The 20,054-nt window shown below is 64.9% G+C and carries 12 protein-coding genes and 1 other annotated feature; of the genes, 8 read left to right on the top strand and 4 right to left on the bottom strand.

The genetic code is table 11. The features are described from left to right. Positions 1-32: 32 nt before the first annotated feature. From GSQ76_RS21540 to GSQ76_RS21520, 5 genes are all read left to right on the top strand, one after another. Entirely contained in the window at positions 33-1,622 is a 1,590-nt protein-coding gene (locus GSQ76_RS21540; protein ID WP_158746150.1) for an ABC transporter substrate-binding protein, read from the top strand. 270 nt (positions 1,623-1,892) lie between these two features. Continuing rightward, positions 1,893-3,446, top strand: a complete 1,554-nt coding sequence (locus GSQ76_RS21535) for a GMC family oxidoreductase (RefSeq protein ID WP_158746149.1) — start codon at positions 1,893-1,895, stop codon at positions 3,444-3,446. A gap of 70 nt (positions 3,447-3,516) precedes the next feature. Next, positions 3,517-4,935, top strand: coding sequence for an FAD/NAD(P)-binding protein (locus GSQ76_RS21530; protein ID WP_158746148.1), 1,419 nt, complete (start codon positions 3,517-3,519; stop codon positions 4,933-4,935). A 318-nt stretch (positions 4,936-5,253) separates the two neighbouring features. Further along, complete coding sequence (locus GSQ76_RS21525; protein WP_158746147.1) at positions 5,254-6,207, top strand: ABC transporter substrate-binding protein; 954 nt, start codon at positions 5,254-5,256, stop codon at positions 6,205-6,207. Positions 6,208-6,231: 24 nt separating this feature from the next. Continuing rightward, positions 6,232-7,353, top strand: coding sequence for an LLM class flavin-dependent oxidoreductase (locus GSQ76_RS21520; protein ID WP_158746146.1), 1,122 nt, complete (start codon positions 6,232-6,234; stop codon positions 7,351-7,353). Positions 7,354-7,450: 97 nt separating this feature from the next. Here GSQ76_RS21520 and GSQ76_RS21515 read toward each other — a convergent pair whose 3' ends face one another. After that, positions 7,451-8,956 carry a trypsin-like peptidase domain-containing protein gene (locus GSQ76_RS21515; RefSeq protein ID WP_158746145.1) on the bottom strand — a complete coding sequence of 502 codons (1,506 nt, stop codon included), beginning with the start codon at positions 8,954-8,956 and terminating at the stop codon, positions 7,451-7,453. Between the two features lie 395 nt (positions 8,957-9,351). Between GSQ76_RS21515 and GSQ76_RS21510 the strand changes: the two genes are divergently transcribed. Both GSQ76_RS21510 and GSQ76_RS21505 read left to right on the top strand, forming a co-directional pair. Further along, positions 9,352-14,610 (top strand): glycosyltransferase, encoded by a 5,259-nt coding sequence (locus GSQ76_RS21510; protein WP_158746144.1) that lies wholly within the window; start codon positions 9,352-9,354, stop codon positions 14,608-14,610. A gap of 97 nt (positions 14,611-14,707) precedes the next feature. Beyond that, positions 14,708-14,763, top strand: a sequence feature (sul1 is cis-regulatory element that is thought to sense ions involved in sulfur or methionine metabolism; They are found in Alphaproteobacteria). Positions 14,764-14,880: 117 nt separating this feature from the next. Next, complete coding sequence (locus tag GSQ76_RS21505) at positions 14,881-16,308, top strand: SulP family inorganic anion transporter (RefSeq protein ID WP_254070558.1); 1,428 nt, start codon at positions 14,881-14,883, stop codon at positions 16,306-16,308. Here GSQ76_RS21505 and rutB read toward each other — a convergent pair. The 3 genes from rutB to GSQ76_RS21490 all read right to left on the bottom strand — a co-directional run bounded on the left by rutB (position 16,305) and on the right by GSQ76_RS21490 (position 19,466). Further along, positions 16,305-17,054, bottom strand: coding sequence for a pyrimidine utilization protein B (gene rutB, locus GSQ76_RS21500; RefSeq protein WP_272482686.1), 750 nt, complete (start codon positions 17,052-17,054; stop codon positions 16,305-16,307). The genes GSQ76_RS21505 and rutB overlap by 4 nt on opposite strands. Next, on the bottom strand, positions 17,051-18,142 hold the full coding sequence (gene rutA / locus GSQ76_RS21495; RefSeq protein ID WP_158746142.1) for a pyrimidine utilization protein A: 1,092 nt from the start codon (positions 18,140-18,142) through the stop codon (positions 17,051-17,053). The genes rutB and rutA overlap by 4 nt, the downstream gene beginning before the upstream one ends. Positions 18,143-18,266: 124 nt before the next feature. Continuing rightward, positions 18,267-19,466: an MFS transporter gene (locus GSQ76_RS21490; RefSeq protein WP_158746141.1), complete on the bottom strand. Its 1,200-nt coding sequence runs from the start codon at positions 19,464-19,466 to the stop codon at positions 18,267-18,269. A gap of 327 nt (positions 19,467-19,793) precedes the next feature. Between GSQ76_RS21490 and GSQ76_RS21485 the strand changes: the two genes are divergently transcribed. Further along, positions 19,794-20,039, top strand: a complete 246-nt coding sequence (locus GSQ76_RS21485) for a hypothetical protein (protein ID WP_158746140.1) — start codon at positions 19,794-19,796, stop codon at positions 20,037-20,039. Positions 20,040-20,054: the final 15 nt, after the last annotated feature.

Below are 20,054 nucleotides of genomic sequence, written 5' to 3'. Positions count from 1 at the left end.
GTTACCGGGCTCCGGCCCGAGGGAGATGGAACTTGAAGAGACGCTCTTTCCTACAGGCTTCCGCCATCGCGCCGGTCATCGGCAGCCTGGGCCTCGCGCGGCCCAACATCGCCCGGGCCGCGGGCAGCAAAGTGCTCAAATTCATCCCACAGGGCGACCTGGCCGTGCTCGACCCAGTCTGGACCACCGCCTACGTCACCCGCAATCACGGCATGACCGTGTTCGACACGCTGTTCGCCACCGACAGCAAGTTCGCACCGCAGCCGCAAATGTGCGACGGCGTGATGAACGACAAGGAGTGGAAGCTCACCCTACGCGACGGGCTGAAATTTCACGATGGCACCCCCGTCCTGGCGCGCGACTGCGTCGCCAGCATCCAGCGCTGGGGCAAGCGCGACGCGTTCGGCCAGGCCGTGATGGCCTACACCGACGAACTCTCCGCTCCCGATGACAAGACCATCCTGTTCAAGATGAAGCGGCCTTTCCCGCTGCTTCCCGCCGCCCTCGGCAAGGTCGGCGTCAGCATGCTTCCCATCATGCCGGAGCGCCTGGCCAAAACCGACGCCTTCACCCAAATCACGGAGATGGTCGGCAGCGGCCCGTTCCGCTTCAAGGCCGATGAGCGCGTGCCCGGCGCCAAAGTCGTCTACGAGAAATTCGACGGCTACGTCCCCCGCCCCAGCGGCACGCCCGATTGGACCGCCGGCCCCAAGATCGCCAAGTTCGACCGCATCGAGTGGAACGTCATCCCCGACGCCGCCACTGCCATCGCTGCCCTGCAGAGCGGCGAAGTCGATTGGTGGGAACAGCCGACCTTTGACCTGCTGCCGATCCTGCGCAAGAACGGCAACATTGCCATCGAGACGCTGGACCCGACCGGCTACCCCTCGCTCATGCGCTTCAACCAGCTCTTTCCGCCCTTCGACAACCCGGCGATCCGCCGCGCCCTACTCGGGGCAGTGGATCAGAGCGACTACATGACCGCCGTCGCCGGTGACGACCCGAAGATGTGGAACGGCAAGGTCGGCTTCTTCCCGCCCGGCTCCCCGCTGGAGAGCAATGTCGGCATGTCCGTGCTGGAGGGTAAGCGCGACATGGACAAGGTGAAGAAGGATCTCGCCGCCGCCGGGTACAAGGGCGAGAAGATCGTCGTCATGGTCGCCACCGATTTTCCCGTGCTCACCGCCATGGGCCAGGTCGGCGCCGATATGCTCAAGCGCGCCGGCATGAACGTCGATCTGCAGGAGACCGACTGGGGCTCCGTCGTGCAGCGCCGCGCCAGCCGCAACGCACCGGACAAGGGCGGTTGGAGCGTTTTTTTCACCAGCTTCACCGGCGTGGACCAATACTCTCCTGCCTCCCATCTCGGCCTGCGCGGCAACGGCCTCAACGGCTGGTTCGGCTGGTCTACCGACGACAAGATGGAAGCACTACGCACCGCTTGGTTCGAGGCGCCGGACGCGGCTGCGCAGAAGAAGATCGGCGAGGACATGCAGGCCCTGGCGTTCCAGGACGTGCCCTATCTGCCTCTGGGCGAGTATTTCCAGCCCACCGCCTACTCGAAGAAGCTCACCGGCGTACTGAAGGGCCTGCCGATCTTCTGGAACTGCGATAAGGCGTAACCGAAGCTTTACCAACCCAGACGAAGGAGAAACGATGCGACATTGGGTGAGGTCAGCGCTGTTCGCGCTGGCCGTGGGGTTCTGCGCGGCAACCGCCCGCGCGCAAACCCCGCTCCGCAGACATTGAACGCCGTTCCAGGACGTGCTGTACGACCAGGCAATGGTCGTGCCGTTCGGCCAATTCGCCCAGCCGGCTGCCTATCGCGCCAACGTCACGGGCCTGATACCCTCGGCCATCCCGCTGTTTTGGAACGCTGAGAAAAAATACCGATGTATGACGTGATCGTGGTGGGGGCCGGTTCGTCCGGCGCCCCGCTGGCTGCCCGGCTGTCGGAAGACCCGTCCCGCCGCGTTCTGTTGCTGGAGGCCGGGCGCGACTGGCGCCCGTCCGACGCGCCCCACGCCCTGCGATCCGCCAACATCATCCCCTTCATGAACGACCCGGCGCATCAGGCCGAATGGCAGTGGCCGAAGCTGATGTCCCGCCGCACCGCCGCGCAGGCTCCCCGTTTCTACTGGCGTGGCCGGGCATTGGGCGGCAGTTCCACCGTCAACGCCCAGATCGCCATCCGTGGCGTCCCGGCCGCGTTCGATGAGTGGGCAGAGGCAGGGTGCGAAGGCTGGGCCGCCTCCGACGTGATGCCGCTGTTCGACCAGATCGAGGACGACGCCGATTTCGGCGCCACCCGTGGCGGCCCGCTGCCGGTCTATCGCGCCCCCCTGGCCGAATGGGGCATCGTCGACGTGGCACTGCGCGACGCCGCCCTGGCCTGCGGCTACAAATGGAAGCCCAACCTGAATGCGCCGACCGGGGAGGGCATATCCTGCAATCCGATCAACAGCCGCGTCGGGCAGCGCGTCACCACCAATGACGCCTATCTGGAGCCCGCCCGCGGCCGCCCCAACCTGGAAATCCGCGGCGGCGCCATGGTCGACCGCGTCGTGTTCGACGGCACCCGCGCCGCCGCCGTCCGCGTCCGCTTCGATGGCGGCCCGTGGGAGGAGATCGCGGCCCACGAGATCGTGCTGTCCGCCGGCGCCATCCATTCCCCAGCCATCCTCATGCGATCCGGCATCGGCGACGCCGCGGCGCTGCGCAAGTTGGGCATCACCGTCCTGCGGGACCAAGCCTCGGTCGGCCGCCACCTGATGGACCACCCGATCGTCCGCGCCACCCTGGATCTGCGGCCGGAGTTCCAGGCCAAGGACGCGGACGCCCGGCACACCAATTCCTGCGTCACCTACAGCAGCCGTCTGGCGGGTGGCGGCGACCGCGACATGATCCTCATAGGCTACAACCATCGTGGCCATTTCGGCACCGAACCCGGGCCGCAGGGCGCCATCGGCGCGGCCCTATACGAAGCCTTCTCCCGCGGTGAACTCAGCCTCACCTCCGCCGATCCCGAGATCGACCCGGTGGTGGAAGAAAACATGCTCTCCGACCCCCGCGATCTGGAGCGGATGCGCGACGCCGTGCGCCGTCTAGCCGTGCTCACCGCGCAACCAGCCATCGCCCACCTGGCCCAAGCCATGCGCTTCGGCGAATCCAGCCTCACCCCCGCCGAAGCCGCCGCCCTGCCTCCGCCCGAGTTGGACGCGCTCTTGCTGCAGGAGGCCGCGGATATCCAGCACGCCGCGGGCACCTGTCACATGACCGCGCACGAAGATCCCCGCGGCGTCGTGGATCCAGAGTTGAAAGTCCGTGGCGTGCAAGGCCTGCGGGTCTGCGACGCCTCCATCATGCCGGCGGATTGCCGGGCGAATCTGCACTTCACCTGCGTGATGATCGGGGAGAACCTGGCCCGGCAGATGCGCGCCGCCTAACCACCCGCACGCTGCGGTGGACATGGCGGCCCCGGCCCAGTAGGTCCCGTCCAGTCCAGATGGAGGCAAGGTGTCCCGCACTCTCGCGATCGTCGGTGCTGGCTTCAGCGGCACCTTGCTGGCCATCCAGGCCCTGCGCCGCGTTCCCGCAGGCACCAGCATCGTGCTGCTGGAACGCGTGGGGGAGTTCGGGCCCGGCCTAGCCTACGCCACTGCGAACCCGAACCACTTGCTGAACGTCCCAGCCGCCCGGATGACTGCCTTTCCGGACCAGCCCAGTGACTTCGTCGACTGGCTGCAATCCCATCCAAAGTGGCAAAGCGCCGACAGCCCTGGCTTCGTCCCCCGCCAGGCCTACGGCGCCTATCTGCGCCATGCACTGCAGACGGAGCTGCGGCGGCCAGAAATCCAAGGCCGCCTGACGATGATGCGCGGCAACGTGCAGTCGATCGTGCCCGCCGGGTCGGCCCTGCGGCTGCATCTGGACGGCGACCGCGCGTTGACCGCCGACCTTGCCGTGTTGGCCATCGGTAACTTCCCCCCGGCCGCCCCTCGCATCGCCGACCCCAGCTTCTACGATAGCCCGTTCTATCACGCCGACCCATGGCGGCCTGACGCGTTGGACGGGCTGGAACAGACCGAGCCAGTCTTCCTCATCGGCACCGGCCTCACCGCCATCGACACCATCCTGTCCCTGCTGGACCGCGGCCATACCGGCCCCATCACCGCCATGTCGCGCCGCGGCTTGCTTCCCCGGACGCATGTGCCCCCTACTGCCCTACTGCCCCGCCCCCTGCCGCCGCTGCCGAGCAACCCGGTGGGTTTGCTGGCCGCCTTGCGGCGGGAGGCGGAAGACGCCGCCTCCCGCGGCAGCAATTGGCAGGCCGCCGTCGACTCGATCCGCCCCTTCACGCAGGATCTGTGGCAATCCATGCCGACACTTGGGCGCAAGGCGTTTCTCCGACACCTACGCCCGTGGTGGGACGTCCATCGACACCGCCTGGCGCCGCAACTGGCCGACAGGATTGCCGCTGCCCGAGCCGCCTTCCAATTGCGCGTTCGCCGCGGCCGTATCGAGACGTATGAGGCGGTGGGCAGCGACCGGGTCGAAGTCGGATTTCGCATCCACCCGCGCGACGGGGGTGGCGAGGGCCATTTGCTGGCTGCCCGGGTGATCAATTGCTCCGGCCCATCCTACGACTACGCCCGCACCGACGATCCGCTGCTGCGATCCCTGCTGGATACCGGCATGGCCCGCCCCGACACGCTGCATCTGGGGCTAGACGTGACCGGTACTTGCGCCCTTCGCGATGGCGAAGGCGGCATCTCGCGGCAGATCTTCGGCATCGGGCCACTGACGCGCGGCATGTTCTGGGAGATGACTGCCGTGCCGGACCTGCGCCGACAGGCCGTAAATTTGGCAACTCACCTCGCAGGCCTGCTCGCCGCCCTGCCGACCCGGGTCTCGCTGGCCACGTCGACGCTGTAATCACGCGGTCGTCAGCAGATAAGGTTCTCAATCCGCTGCCTTAAAGCGATGAACGTTACTGCGCGGTGGCTCTGGTGGAGCAAGCCTATCCTTTTTGCAACCAGTCCACTGTTTAGTCTTTGACACTTGGCCCCGGCGATCTGACCTTCACCCTATGCAACCGTGCATCGCACCATGTCAGAGCCAGATCATCCGGCGGTCACGCGCCGTCCGATGTCGCGGCCGGGCGTTGCGCGAGTAGCATTTTCCGGCCGGCTCGTTTGCACCTGACTGACGAATAACGCCGCTGCGATCCCGTTGCGCGGAGAGAGAGGTTTCGTGTCTGAATTCCAACTATCCCGCCGCGCCATGCTGCTGGCAGCGCCGGCCCTGGCCATTCGGCACGCTGCCTTTGCCGCAGACCCGGTGTTGCGCGCCGGCGACCAGAAGGGGGGCACTCAATCCGTCATGAAGGCTGCCGGCGTGCTGGACAACCTGCCATACCGCCTAGAGTGGAGTCAGTTTCCCGCTGCCGCTCCCGTGCTGGAGGCATTGAACGCCGAGGCGGTTGACCTCGGGTTCGCCGGCGATGCCCCAACGACCTTCGGGCTGGCTGCTGGGCTGCGCGGGCGCATCATCGCCCCCGTTCGCACGACCGCGGGCGGCACCGCGATCATGGTCGGCAAAGACTCGCCAATCCGCGCTGTAGCGGACCTGAAGGGCCGCAGCATCGCAGTCAACCGCGGCTCCATCGGCCATTTGCTGGTGCTGGCAGTGGCGGCGCAGCAGAAATGGTCGCCTTCCGACTACACGGTCGTCAACCTCCTACCGGCGGAGGCCAAGACTGCACTCAGTGCCGGGTCGGTCGATGCCTGGTGCTCCTGGGGCGTCTACGTGGCGCAGGCCAAGCTGGTGGATCAAGCCCGGGTCATCGTGGACGGGCGCAACGGCCTCATGACGGGGCTGTCGTTCCTTACCGCGACGGATTTGGCCATTGCCACCTACCGGCCGCAAATCGTCGACTTCACCCACCGCCTTGCCATTGCCCGGCGCTGGGCGCTCAGCCATCCGGCGGACTACGCTCGCGTCCTGGCCACGGAGATCGGTGTGACCGAGCCGGTCGCCCGCCTCACCATCGACACCGATGCGACCAAGCCGGTTGCGATCGATGACGGCGTCATCGCGGACGAACAGAAGACGGCGGACCTCTATCTGGCCGCCAAGATCATCCGCACCCGCGTCGACGCCCGCAAGGCGTTCGACGCATCGTTCAACGAAACCCTGGCCGGCTAGGCCACGAAGACGGGAGCTTCCACCATGAGCGTCGAATTCATCGGCTATGTCGGCCACTTCAACTCATCCGAAACCATGCGTCGCACCGGGCTCGCGATCGACCCGGGCTACATCGCCACCGTCGCTAAGGCGCACGAGCACGTCGATTTCGACCGCGTGCTCATCGCCTTCAACTCGACCTCGGCCGAGAGCATCCTGGTCGGCCAGCACATCGCCTCCGTGACTGAACGGCTGGGCCTGATGATCGCCCACCGCCCCGGCTTCACCGCTCCCACTTTGGCCGCCCGGCAACTCGCCACGCTGGACCATCTTTCCCAGGGCCGCGCCGCCGTGCACATCATCACAGGCGGCAATGACGTCGAACTGGCGCAAGATGGCGACCACCTGACCAAGAGCGAGCGCTATGCCCGCACTGGTGAATACCTGGACATCGTGCGCCAGGAATGGACGTCCACAACCCCCTTCGACTATGCCGGCAAATACTACCAGGTGGAGCGCGGGTTCGGCGACCTGAAGCCGTACAACCCTTCCGGCATCCCAGTCTATTTCGGCGGCGCGTCCGAGGGCGCGATCGCCGTCGCCGGCAAACATGCCGACGTCTACGCATTGTGGGGCGAAACCTACGACCAGGTGCGCAGCCTCGTCGCCCAGATCCGGGCTGCTGCCGCTCCGTTTGGTCGCCAGCCTCGGTTCAGCCTGTCGCTACGCCCAGTGCTGGCGGATACCGAGGATAAGGCGTGGGCCAAGGCCGATGACATTCTGGCACAGGCCAAGGCACTGCGCGCCAGCGGCGGCAGCGGCCGCTCGCCCAACAATGCACGGGAAGTGACGCAGCAGCCGGCCAACGAGGGCTCCCGCCGCCTTCTGGCCGCAGCCGCCCAGGGTGCGCGCGTCGACAAGCGGCTCTGGACCGGTATCGCCGCACTCACTGGGGCGCAAGGTAACTCGACCGGCCTTGTCGGAACGCCGGACCAGGTCGCGGAGTCGATGCTCGACTACTACGATCTGGGTATCACTACCTTCCTGATCCGCGGTTTCGACCCGCTGGTCGACGCGATCCAGTATGGCCGCGAGTTGCTGCCGCGGGTCCGCAAACTGGTGGCCGCGCGCGATGGTATCGCCTCTTTGGCGCACGCGGCCGAGTAGAGCGCGCCAAACGCAAAATGGGGCGGCCCGGTGGGTTACCGGACCGCCCCATTTTTTGCCGTGGCGCCAGGGGATCTAACCCCCGGGCGCCATGGCCTCAGCCTTGGTCGGACTTGTCGCCGCTCGTGGTTGCGGCAACCGCCACGAATGCCATGTTGCCGTCCCGCATGATGCGCAGCGCTGCCGTCTTGCCGCCGGACGTCGCCGCCCGGATCGCCGACACCGCATCAGCCGGCGAGTTGACCGGCTTGTTGCCGACACCCACCACCACGTCACCAGGCTGCAGCCCAGCCTGCTCGGCCGCCGAGCCCGGCATTATCTCTGCGATCATCGCGCCCTGGGTGCGCCCCGGCACGTTGAAGCGATTGCGCATATCGGGTGATAGCGGCGCCAGGGCGACGCCGATTCCTCGTGGTGCCGAGGCCGCGTCGGTCCCGTCCTGCGTGTCGCTCGGCAGCGATGCAACCGTGATGGAGACGGACTTGTTGTCGCCATCGCGCAGCAACTCCAGCTTGGCGTCTTCGCCCGGCGTCACCGCAGCAACGTCAACCGCCAGGTCGCGCGGGTTGGCGATCTTGGTTCCGTTCACCGTCTGGATCACGTCACCAGGTTGCAGGCCCGCCTTCGATGCCGGGCTGTCCGGCTCGACACTGGCTACCAATGCACCGTTGGCGGAGGGCAGGTGCAGGGCTGCCGACATTTGGGTGCTTACCTGCTGGGCCTGCACGCCGATGTAGCCGCGTGTGACGTGGCCGCTCTTCTCCAACTCGGCCACCACGCTGCGCACCGTGTCGGACGGGATGGCGAAGCCGATGCCGACGCTGCCGCCCGATGGGGACAGAATGGCGGTGTTCACGCCAATCACCTTGCCGTCCTGGGTAAACAGCGGGCCTCCGGAGTTGCCCTGGTTGATGGCCGCATCGACCTGAATAAACGAGTCATACGGTCCCGACCCGATGTCGCGTCCGCGGGCCGACACGATGCCGGAGGTCACGGTGCCGCCCAGCCCGAACGGGTTGCCCACCGCCACGACCCACTGGCCCGGCTTCACGTTGTTCGAATCGCCAAGCTGGATGAACTGCAGCTTGTGCCCGGCATCGACCCGCAACACGGCCAAATCGGACCGGGGGTCACGCCCGATGATCTTCGCCGGAAGCTGCGTGCCATCATCCATCGTCACCGACACGGATTGCGCGTCCTTCACAACGTGGTTGTTCGTCACGATCGTGCCATCGGCATCGATGATGAAGCCCGACCCGCGAGCCTCGATGGCATGGCCGCGGCCCTGCTCGGGGTGACGCATACCGGGGAAGTTCGGCATGCCCGAGTCTTCGTCATCCGGCTGCGCGCGCAACTTCGTGGTGATCGACACCACGGCCGGGCGAACCTGGGTGACCAGGTCCGAGAAGTCCGGCAACAGATGCGCCGTTGCCGTCGGCTGGATTGCGCCGGACGCTGCGGTGGTGACGGAGGTGGTTGCCGGCGCCGTATCCGCTAGGGCCACGTGTCCGGCGGCAAACCCACCCAGCGCCGTGCCGGCCAAAAGAACGGCGGCTAGTGCCGTCCGCGACCCACGGCCGATCTTCAGAACATTCTTATGCATAATCTGCAGCATCCTCGCTCACTAAGGCGCCGAAGCACCGATGCCACCCTATGTAACGGCCTGACGTGAACGTTGCCGTGGCGCATTGGTGAACACGAAGACAGGTCCGCATCGGGGCAGACCTACCGTTAACGATGACACAGCGCCGTATGTGGCGCTTTGCATCAGGCTCGCCCTGTGTCAGAAAACAGCTCATCTGTTCTTGCTCGTTCGGCGCTCAGAGCCAAGGAACGGCAATAGGCTAGATCGTCGGATGTGGCGCACCTGCAGCCGAAGGGAAGCAAATAACAGTGCGTTGTTAAAACGACCTCGTTCAATTGGTGATAAGCGTGATGATATGATAGCCGGATGTAGCGAATGTGCCGGCGCATCTGGCAGTGGAGTAGTCTGTTAATATGTCACGCGGCCTCAAGCGGGTTCATATCGTCATATCCGACAATGGCTGGATCTTGGAGCGGCTTGCTCACGAAATCGCGAGCCGGCTGGATTATGTGGGCTTCGATACCGTGCCAGACCCGGCGGCCGACATTCAATATTACATCACCTATGGCTCGCGGCAGGCCCGTGTTTCCCAGCACGAGTTGGCCCTGTTTACCCATCTGGAGCAGAGGCAGGATGCTGCGGATCGTTTCTTCGCAGTGGCCGGTGCGGTGGATTATTCCGTCGCCCAATCCCGTGCGACCGAGGAGATCCTGCGTGCCGCCGGGCACCAAAACGTCCGCACCATTTCCCCCGGCGTTGACCACACGCGGTTTCGGCCGCGGCTGAAGATCGGCGTCGTCGGTCGTACCTATCACACCGGCCGCAAAGGCGAGGCCCTGGTGCAGTCGGTGATGGATATCCCCGATATCGACTGGCATTTTACCGGTGACGGCTGGCCCGGCGCATCGCAATTCGTGCCGGAGGCAGAGCTTCCCAACTTCTACCGCACGCTCGATTACGTGCTGATACCAGCGTTGGTCGAGGGCGGCCCCATGTGCGCGCTAGAGGCGCTGGCCTGCGGCTGCCCGATCATCTCGTCCAATGTCGGGTGGGTGCCCGAGTTTCCTCACCGGGAGTTTCGCAACGGCGACGCCAATGATCTGCGCCGTGTGTTGCTGCAGGCGCTACAGGAAAAGCAGGATCTGGCCAGCAGCGTTGCCGCTTATAGCTGGACCGCCTGGGCCGAAAACCATAACACGCTGTTTGGCGAAATCTTGGGCGAGAACCTGCGCGAGACTGCCGGCCCCATCGTCCAAGTACTGCCCGAGCCGCCGCATTCGTCCGCGATCGTCGTGCACGGCAGCGAAGTTGGGTCCAAAGGTGGACCGACCACGCGCGCGCCGCGGACCGCCGTCATGCTGCGGCGGCTTGGGGTCGATGCCAAATTCATCGCCGGACGCGATTTCTCCGCCGAACAATTCGACGTCGTGCACGTGCTGAACATTTGGCACCCGGCCGAGTGTGAATTGCTGCTTCGTCAGGTGCAGAAATCCAACCGTCCCCTGGTGATTTCACCGATCTACCTCGATCTGCGTGAAAAGCAGGCTTACGAGACGCCGCTCCATTTACTGCCCAAAGTCGGCACCGACAGCGTCGGCGTGGAATTCGCCTACAGCGCCGCACGGGACCGCCTGGCAGCGGCCCAACTGCCCGACGCCAAGCAATACGAACCGATCCCCGATTATATCCGCATGGTCAGCAAACTCCTATCCCGCGCGGACCATCTGATTTTCCTAAGTCGCCATGAGGAATCCCTGCTGCGGGAGCAGGGGATCGAACATCCATCCACGTCGATCGTGCCAAACCCCGTTGCCCTTGAGTTGTACACCGGGGCGGACCCGGCGATGTTCGCCGAAGAATTCGGAATCTCCGATTACGTACTCTGTGTGGGCCGGGTCGAAGCGCGGAAGAACCAACTCGCCCTGATTGAGGCTTTGCGCGACACGGACATTCCGCTGGTGTTCGTGGGTGAGCAGCAGACCACGCCCTACGTTTCGCTGCTCAGTAAAATCGACGCACCGAACGTTCATTTCATCGGTCGCCTGCCGCCGGGCAGCCAGATGCTGGCCTCTGCCTATGCAGGTGCAAAAGTATTCTGCCTGCCGAGTTGGTCGGAGGGCGCGCCGCTGGTGGCATTGGAGGCCGCGGCGGCTGGCTGCAACATGGTTCTCAGTGACCGCTCGTCTGAGCGGGAGTATTTCGGCGACTTGGCCCGCTACTGCGATCCGGCGGATCTGGCGAGTGTGCGAGAGGCGGTGCTGGCTGCCTATGGGGAGGGTCGCGTCTACGAGAAATCCGCGGCCCTGATCGATTTGGTCAGCCGCGAGCATAGCTGGGAAATCCACGCCCAACGTACGCTGGACGCGTACCGATCCGCCGTGGCCAACCACGCCCAAATCGAGAGTCTACCGCTTGACCGCGCAAAGACCTTGTTTGTCGATCTCACCACGTCGGCTCACCGTGATGGCCCACCCTCTGGCATCGCCCGGACCGAGGACCGGCTGGCGATAGAACTATCCGATAGTCTCGGCAGCCGTGTGCAGTTCATCCTGTGGAACTCGCATTTCCGTCGCTTTCTGCCGATCAGCCGCGCCTGGCTGGAGAATGGCGCATACAAGAACCTGCGGTCTTCGGCGGCCGAGCCATTCATGACCGACTGGAACAATAAACTACCCTACGCCCAAATCCCGTTTTCGCCTGGGGACGTCATCGTCCTATTTGGCGGCGCGTGGATCCGCAACGGAGCCTATTTGCAGGACCTGCTGACCACGAAGCGCGCGATGAAGGTCGGACTCATCTCCACCATCTACGATGTCATCCAGTGGAAATTTGAGAAGTGGTTCCCTGAAGGCGTCGGCGAAGACTTTTCCAACAATTGCGCCCGTGTACTGGAGTATTCGGACCGGATCCTCACCTGCTCGCAATGCAGCGCCGACGACATCCGGGAGTTCGCATTGGCAGTGCGCGCGCCCCTGCCGCCAATCGACGTCTTCCGCCTCGGCGATACCGCCGCCAGTATCGACCCGGCCGCGGAGCTTGACGTTGATGTGGTCAGCCGTTTCCGCGACAGCCGCTTCGTGCTGTATGTCAGCGCCCTGGACGTGCGCAAGAACCACACGCTCCTGTTTTCGCTGTGGCGGCGCTTGGTGTCCGATTACGGTGAGCGCGCACCCCACCTGATCATGGTGGGCAGCAAGGGCTGGGGCGCGGAGGACATCGTCAAGCAACTGGCGACGGACGGCATCGCATCCACCCGCGTTCACATCCTGCACGGCATCAACGACATGACGTTGAACTGGCTGTACGTGAATTGCATGTTCACCGTCTATCCCTCCCTGTACGAGGGCTGGGGCCTGCCCGTCGCGGAAAGCCTGCGATATGGCAAGTTCTGCCTCTCTTCCAACGCTGGGTCGCTGCCGGAGATCGCCCCCGAATTGGTGGAGTTGCTGGACCCGATGGACTTCAAGGGCTGGTACGAGGCGTTGCAGAGCTACTGCTTCACGCCAGCCTACCTCGCCGCCCGCACCACGAAGGCCAAGACCTACGAGCCCTATAGCTGGGCGGAATCCGCGTCCACCGTGGCAGACGCGCTGGCCCATGACTTGGCACCCGAGGCGCTGACGCCGCTCGCCATGGGCGAGTCGATTACGTTCGGACTGGTCGAGGGCGGTACCCGCTCGCCCGGCGCGGAGTATCAGCTTGGCGGCTGGTCCGGCATCGAACGGGATGGGTGCTGGACGATCGGCAGCGTCGCATCACTGGGGATGCGACTCGACGCTCCAGCCAGCGTTGGTGTGGCATTGGTGATCCGCGCCCGTGCGTTCATGCCGGGCGACACGCAACCCCAGCGCGTCCGCTGCACGATCAATAACACGGTCGTCACCAACTTGATCGTCGGCTCGCAAGCCCAGCAACTGCATATACCGATTTACCGCGAACTCCTGGGCGACACGAAGGATCTAATCGTCGCCTTGGAGATTGAAGACCCGCGCGCTCCAGCGAAATACAGCGAAACGACTGACGGCCGCTTGCTCGGGCTCCGCGTGCTCGACATGACGCTGGAGCCGATCTTCCACACCAAGCTCAACATCTGGTCAGATGTTCTCAAGCACGACAATGGTATCCCGATGCGTCGCCCGGCACAGGGTAACGCCCCCGTCTACCTCGGCCTCGACGTCCTGGTGGATGGCCCGTGCCAGGCCGCGATTACGCTCGACGGCATATCGGTCGGCCGCCTTATCTTCACTGGCCAGGAGCACGAACTCCGCGCGATCAAGCTGATGTCGTCTGAGAATGGGTCGTTGGAGCATTGTATGCTGGGCGTGCGAAGCGAAGGCTTCGGACGTGTCACTGTACGCCGGGTTGGGTTTTTCGATCGCGTTCCCAGAGAAATCATCCAGTCGCTGCAGACCGAAACGGTCGTGGTGATGGCGGCGCCCCGCCGCCAGGAAGCCGGCGTACCCGCTCCGATGGTTGATTTGAACACGCTGCTTGAATTCAATACGACGTCGCGATTGACCACAGGGCTTGCAGGTGGCTGGCATCCACCGGAGTCGGATGGTACCTGGTCCGATGGGCGGCCAAGCACGGCCCATATGCGGCTGCGCGGCGATTTACAGGACAAACTGCGCCTGACCATCCGGTATGTGTCGTATGATTGGCTGGCTGGTGAGGATGCGGCCATGACAGTCATCGTCGGACGAGCCCAAGTGAGCATGCTGCCGGCGAACGCGTTGAGCGTCTCGACAGAAACGATCGAAGTTGAGACAGACTTGGCGATCGATGCGCTGAATATCATGCGTGTGACCTTCTCGGGTCCACCGGGCATCGCCCCGATCATGGTGGCCGAAGGCGGGGACCAGCGTCGACTATCCTTCCGGATTTTCTCGATCGAGATCAGGACAGTTGCAACTGCGGAAATGGAACGGATGGAACAGGTAGGGGCTACAGCCCCGCTACCGGCGATGGCGGCTCTACCGCCAATGGAGGCGCCGTCGTTTCTAACGTTGTTACCTGGCACGCCCGTTTCATTCGCCGAGGGCGGCAACATCCGCGATGCGCTATGGGAAGACTGGCACGCACCCGAAGCCTCCATGGTGTGGGCGAATGGTGGCGAAGCCACGCTGAGCCTCCGGCTGCTCTCGGACAGGGGGGCACCGGTTCACCTCCACATCGACATGATGCTGTATCGAGGTGCGTTGTCAGATGGCCCAGTGGATCTCCGCTTCTTGCTGGACGGGGACGAGATCGCCCGGACGATTCGGGCCGACGACAGCTGGCGTCGCGAAACGCTGACCCTGTCGGCGCAACAAATTATGACTGCCGGCGAATATCTCCTGCTGACGATCGTGAGCGGCAAGGCCGTCAGCCCGATGGATATCGGCGACGCTGCAGACGACCGAATCCTATCGTTTGCACTGCGGGAGATCGCTTTAGAAGTGGCGCAGGCGGACATAGCCGCTATTCGGGCGGCCGCGGATGCCACCGATCTCCTTATTGAAGAAGCACCGGTCGCAGCCGTGCTGCAGGATGAGAACGCGGCGGGTAAGACAGCGGAGCAGGCCCGCAGCACGGAGGAGCCAGATCCGCCGCGGCCCACGCCAGCCGAACCAGCGGTTGCCCCCACGGACCACGCCAAGCGCCGGCGCAATCGCAAGCCGCTTGCGGTGTAGCGCCAGAGCGAACCCTCAACCGCCAGGCTTCAATCTGGTAAACACCGCCGGGATTTGTTGCATCGCAGCAGCAGGCCGGTTAGTTTACTCCATTCGTCCTGGACCCGGTGTGACTCCGGGTGGCTCTTCCGGCCGCTAATCCGCCGGACAACGCTTGCGCATGCGGACGCCCGCTCGTTTGACCCGGCCACCTGCCTGCGCTGTTTTCGGACATTTGCACCGATGACTCCATCAGTCCTCTCCCGCTATCGGACCGAATGGTTCGGCAGCATGCAGGATGCACGCCGGGACGTGCTGGCTGGCATGGTCGCCACCTTCGCGCTCATCCCCGAGGTGATCGCCTTCTCCTTCGTCGCCGGGGTGGATCCCGAGGTAGGGCTGTTCGCCTCCTTCCTCATCGGCACAATCATCGCCTTCACCGGTGGTCGCCCGGCGATGATTTCGGGCGCCGCTGGGTCGGTGGCGCTGGTGGCGGCCTTTCTGGTGCGGGGCCACGGGCTGCAATACCTGCTGGCCGCGACGATCCTGGCAGGGGGGATCCAGATCGTATTCGGCCTGCTGCGGCTCGACGTCCTGATGCGCTTCGTCTCTCGCTCGGTACGAACGGGCTTCGTCAACGCGCTTGCCATCCTTATCTTCTCCGCGCAGGTGCCGCAGATGCTAGGGGTGGAATGGCACACCTACGCCATGATCGCGGCGGGTTTGGTCATCATCTACCTGCTGCCCAGGCTGACCACGGCAATCCCGTCGCCGCTGGTCTGTATCCTGGTGCTCACCCCTTTTAGCATGCTCGTTCCGATGCCGATCCACACCGTGGCGGATCTGGGCCGCCTGCCGCAGGGCCTGCCATCCTTAATGCTGCCGCATGTGCCATTTACCTTCGAGACGCTCCACACCGTGGCGCCCTACGCGATGGCGATGGCCGTGGTCGGCCTGCTCGAATCGATGATGACCGCTACCGTGGTGGACGACCTGACGGACACGACCAGTTCAAAGGCGCGGGAATGCACCGGGCTGGGCCTGGCCAATCTAGCGGCAGGCCTGTTCGGCGGCATCGCTGGCTGCGGCATGATCGGCCAGACGGTCAGCAACGTCCGCTACGGCGGCGCACGCCGGCTCTCCACGTTCGTGGCTGGGTTCTTCCTGTTCGTGCTGGTGGTGTTGCTGCGACCCTTCGTGGCGCAGGTGCCGGTCGCAGCGCTCGTCGCGATCATGATCATGGTGTCGATCAGCACCTTCTCCTGGACCTCCGTGCGTGACCTCGCCCGGCACCCCAAAGTGTCCAGCATCGTCATGCTCGCCACCGTCGCCGTGACGGTCGCAACCAGCAATTTGGCCGCCGGCGTCACCGTCGGCGTGCTACTCAGCGGCGTATTTTTCGCCTTCAAGGTCATGCGGCTGATGGACGTGCGCAGCGAGTATGATGCGGCGACGAACACCCGCATCTACCGCGTCGCGGGGCAGATCTTCTTCGCCAGCGCCGACATCTTCGCCGACCAATTCGACCTGCGGGACACCGCCTCGGTCGTGCGTATCGACCTGACGGCGGCGCATCTATGGGATGTCACCGCCGTCGGCGCGCTGGAGGGCGTGGTGACGAAAATGCGCCGGCATGGTATCCAGGTCGACCTCATCGGCCTCAACACCAGCAGCGCCACCCTGATGGACCGGCACGCGCCCTTGATCCAACCGAGTTAGGCGTCGCCCTCCATACGCCAGGCCGGTGTCGCATCGGCCTGCAACGACGCCCGGAACGCCTCGACGCTGGTTACCCAGCCGAAGAACGTCTTGATGTTGAATAGCGCCGCATCCTGGATCGCGGGTGGCCCCGCCTGGTGCGTCGCGTCGTGCAGCACCACGCCGAAATATTCCAGGAAGAAGCCGTCCCGCAACGTCGACTCGACGCAGACATTGGTGGCGATGCCGGTGAAGACCAATGTGCGAATGCCGCGCGCCCGCAGCATGCTATCCAAATTAGTATTGTAGAACGCGCTGTATCGCGGCTTGGGGATCACGATATCGCCGGGCTGCGGCTGCAGCGCATCCACCAGCGCGTAATCCCAACCCCCCTTCGCCAGCAACTGCCCCTGCAATTCCGGCCGCGCCCGCATCGTCTTCATCGCGTTGGATTTATGCCAGTTGGGGGAGCCGGGGCCGCCCGCCTCCAGATACGCCGGGTCCCACCCGTTCTGGAAGAACACGATCGTCATGCCGGTGTCTCGGGCCGCGATGATCGCCGCCGCCACCTTGTCGATCGCCGCTGCGGCACCGGAAATATCGAACCCGGCCAGGTCCAGATACCCGCCAGGGGAGGCATAGGCGTTCTGCATATCCACCACGATCAACGCTGACTGATCCGCCCGAAATGTCAGCGCCTCGGGCTCCGCCGCCAAAATGCGCAGTTGCGGATCGTTTGGGGGCAGGTATCCAGCAGGCTCGCTCATTCCGCGGCCTCGGCAAACGGCTGGATGTGGCGCCGCGACTGCATTAGCGGCTGGATGCAGGTGCCGAAGATGTCCGTGCCGCTAATGAACTCATCGAAGGTCAGCATCACGCCACCCAGGCCCGGAATGGCGTCCATCTCGTCCAGCATCCCCGCCACCGTGGCGTAGGACCCAACCAGCGCGCCCATGTTGAAATTGAACGCCCGGTCGGCCTCGGTCAGTTGGCGCACATTGGTATCGGCATTCGGCCGTGTGTCCGCGGCTGCCTGGTCCATCATCCACGACACCGCCTCCAAATCCGCGCCACCGCGATAATGCTCCCACTTCGCATGCGCCTCGGCATCGGTCTCGCCGGTGATCACCATCAGCAGCACGAAGCACGAAATCGCCCGCCCCGTTTTCGCCGCCGCCTCCTGCATCCGCGCAATCGTTGGGGCACAGGCGGTGGGGGTGTTGAACCCTATGCCCAGACAGAAATTGTAGTCCGCCCATTCTGCCGTAAACGCCATGCCCGCCGCACTTTGCCCGGCGCAGATCAGTTTCATCGGCACCGAGGGGCGGGGGCTCAGTCGGCAATCCTCCATCTGGAAGAACTCGCCGCGGAAGTCCGAGACCCCCGTCTCCCACAACTCCCGCATCACCCGCACGTATTCGGATGCATAGTCGTAGCGGCGGCCGAAATAATGGTCGCCGGGCCAGATCCCCATCTGGGAGTATTCCGGCCGCTGCCACCCCGTGATGACGTTAAGTCCGAATCGTCCTTGGGAGATGCTGTCGATCGTGACGGCCATGCGCGCCGCAATCGCCGGCGGCACGGCCAGCGTCGGCACGGTGGCGAACAGGCGGATGCGCGACGTCACGGCCGCCAGTCCGGCCATCAGCGTCAACGAATCCAGATTGTGGTCCCAAAACTCGGTCGGGCCACCGAAGCCGCGCAGCTTGATCATCGACAACACGAAATCCAGCCCATGCCGCTCCGCCGTCTGCACGACTTGGCGGTTGAGGTCGAAACTCGGCTTGTATTGCGGCGACGTGCTGGAAATCAGCCAGCCATTATTGCCGATTGGAATGAAAACGCCGACTTCCATATCGCACCTCGTCTGGACCGCCAGGCTGTCCGCAAGGCGCATGCCAGGCGGGCCCGGGGCTCCTCGCGCCTGTAGCGCCGCGCATGTGACCACAAAGCGGGCACGTGCGCAGCAAACAGGCCGCCTATTCGGCCAATTGGGGACGTGCCGTGTGGCGCCCCCCGAGTTCCACCGCCAGCGCCACCGCGGCCAGTAGTCCACCGAAACTGCACACGCCCGGCCACCCGGCATAGGTCCAGGCGAGCATGGCGCCGGCGGACCCGATCGCCCCGCCGATGAACAGACCGGTGACGAACACGGTGTTCAGCCGGTTTCTGGCGCTGGGGTTCAGCGCGAACACGACGTGCTGGTTGCTCACCAGCGAACTCTGCACCCCAAAATCCAACACGATGACGCCGATGATGAGGCCGGGCACGCTGTTCCAGAATCCGAATAGCAGCCAAGCCAGCAGCGCCAGCGTCGCTCCGCACGCAATGACCATCGCCGGGCCTCGCCGGTCCGCAACGCGCCCGGCCAGGGGTGCGGCCAGCACGCCCACCGCGCCGACGACACCGAACAGCCCGGCCACGTCCGCGCCCAGGGCGAAGCGAGGCTCCTGCAGGTGAAGCGCCAATATGGTCCAAAACACGCTGAACTGTGCGAATAAGGCCGCCTGCACGATCGTCGCGCGGCGCAGCGTCGGCTCCTCCCGCCACAGCCGCGCCACGGAGGCCAATGCAGCCCCGTAGCCGAGCTTCTCGTAAGGCTGGTTGCGTGGCAGCAGCGCTGCCATCATGGCGGCCATGATGAGGGCCAACGGCACGCTCAGCCAAAACATCTCCCGCCAACCAGCATGGGTACCGACGAAGCCGGCCAAGGTTCGGCTGAACAAGATGCCGCACAACAACCCCGCCATCACCGTGCCGATCGTCCGCCCCCGCCGCTCCGGTCGCGCCAGCGCGGCCGCGAAGGGCACGATTTGCTGCGCCACGGTCGCGCTGGCACCTACCAGCAGGGAGGCAACGATCAGCGTGCCCACAGTCGGCGCCATCGCTGCGGCGGCCGCTGCCACCGCCAGCACAACGAATTGCGCCAGGATCAGCCGCCGCCGGTCCATCAGATCGCCGAGCGGTACCAGCAGAAACAACCCGGCCGCGTAGCCCAGTTGGGTCGCGGTTGGAATGAAGCCGGCTGCCGCACCCGGAAATTCACGCTCGATAATGCCCAGTAGCGGTTGGTTGTAATAGATGTTCGCGACGGCGACGCCGACGGCAACGGCCATGGCGAGCGTCAGCCCAGGCCCGAGGCCGGCCCCCACCGCGCTGGTGGTGTCGGATTGACTCATTGCTTGTTGCCCTTTGATCGTCGCCGACGCCGCCCGAACAGGCCAGCAAGCCGCAGGCGGTCGGCGCCTGCCGATGCCCGCAACATAGGTCCTTGCCTGGCACCCGCCAAGATGAGGCCGTTCGGATCGGCCAATACGGTCACTTCATGTGGACCCGGTTCAAGCCGCGTGCCCTGCGGACAAGCGCCGCACAGGCCGCGCAGAGATAATGCCGCCACGCATCATGTGGCGCGGTTCAGCCACCGGGTGCGGTCGCCACCGCACTTGGCAGGAGCCGCCGCATGTCATCGACCCGCAATCATGCGCGCCCCGTAGACGCCGCCACGGATGAGGCTCTTGCTGGAGGAGGCCGATCACCGCCCGGCCAACCTGCTGCAGATCGTCGCCTGGACCCTGGACAAGGCGGCGCGGCAGGACGTTCGGACCGGACGGAACAACCGCCAGCGTTGCACCACCGCCGGGTGCCGAAATCGTGGCACCGCCGGTCGTCGTCGCGCCGCCCCCAGCGATGGCGAGCATATCGCGCGAATCCACCGTGCTGACCTGGCTGCGCGCGGTGGCCACGGCGGTTAGACCGGCGACGGCTGT

It is taken from the genome of Acidisphaera sp. L21 (assembly GCF_009765685.1).
GTDB lineage: Bacteria > Pseudomonadota > Alphaproteobacteria > Acetobacterales > Acetobacteraceae > LMUY01.
This window is presented reverse-complemented; position numbering and strand designations above follow the sequence as displayed.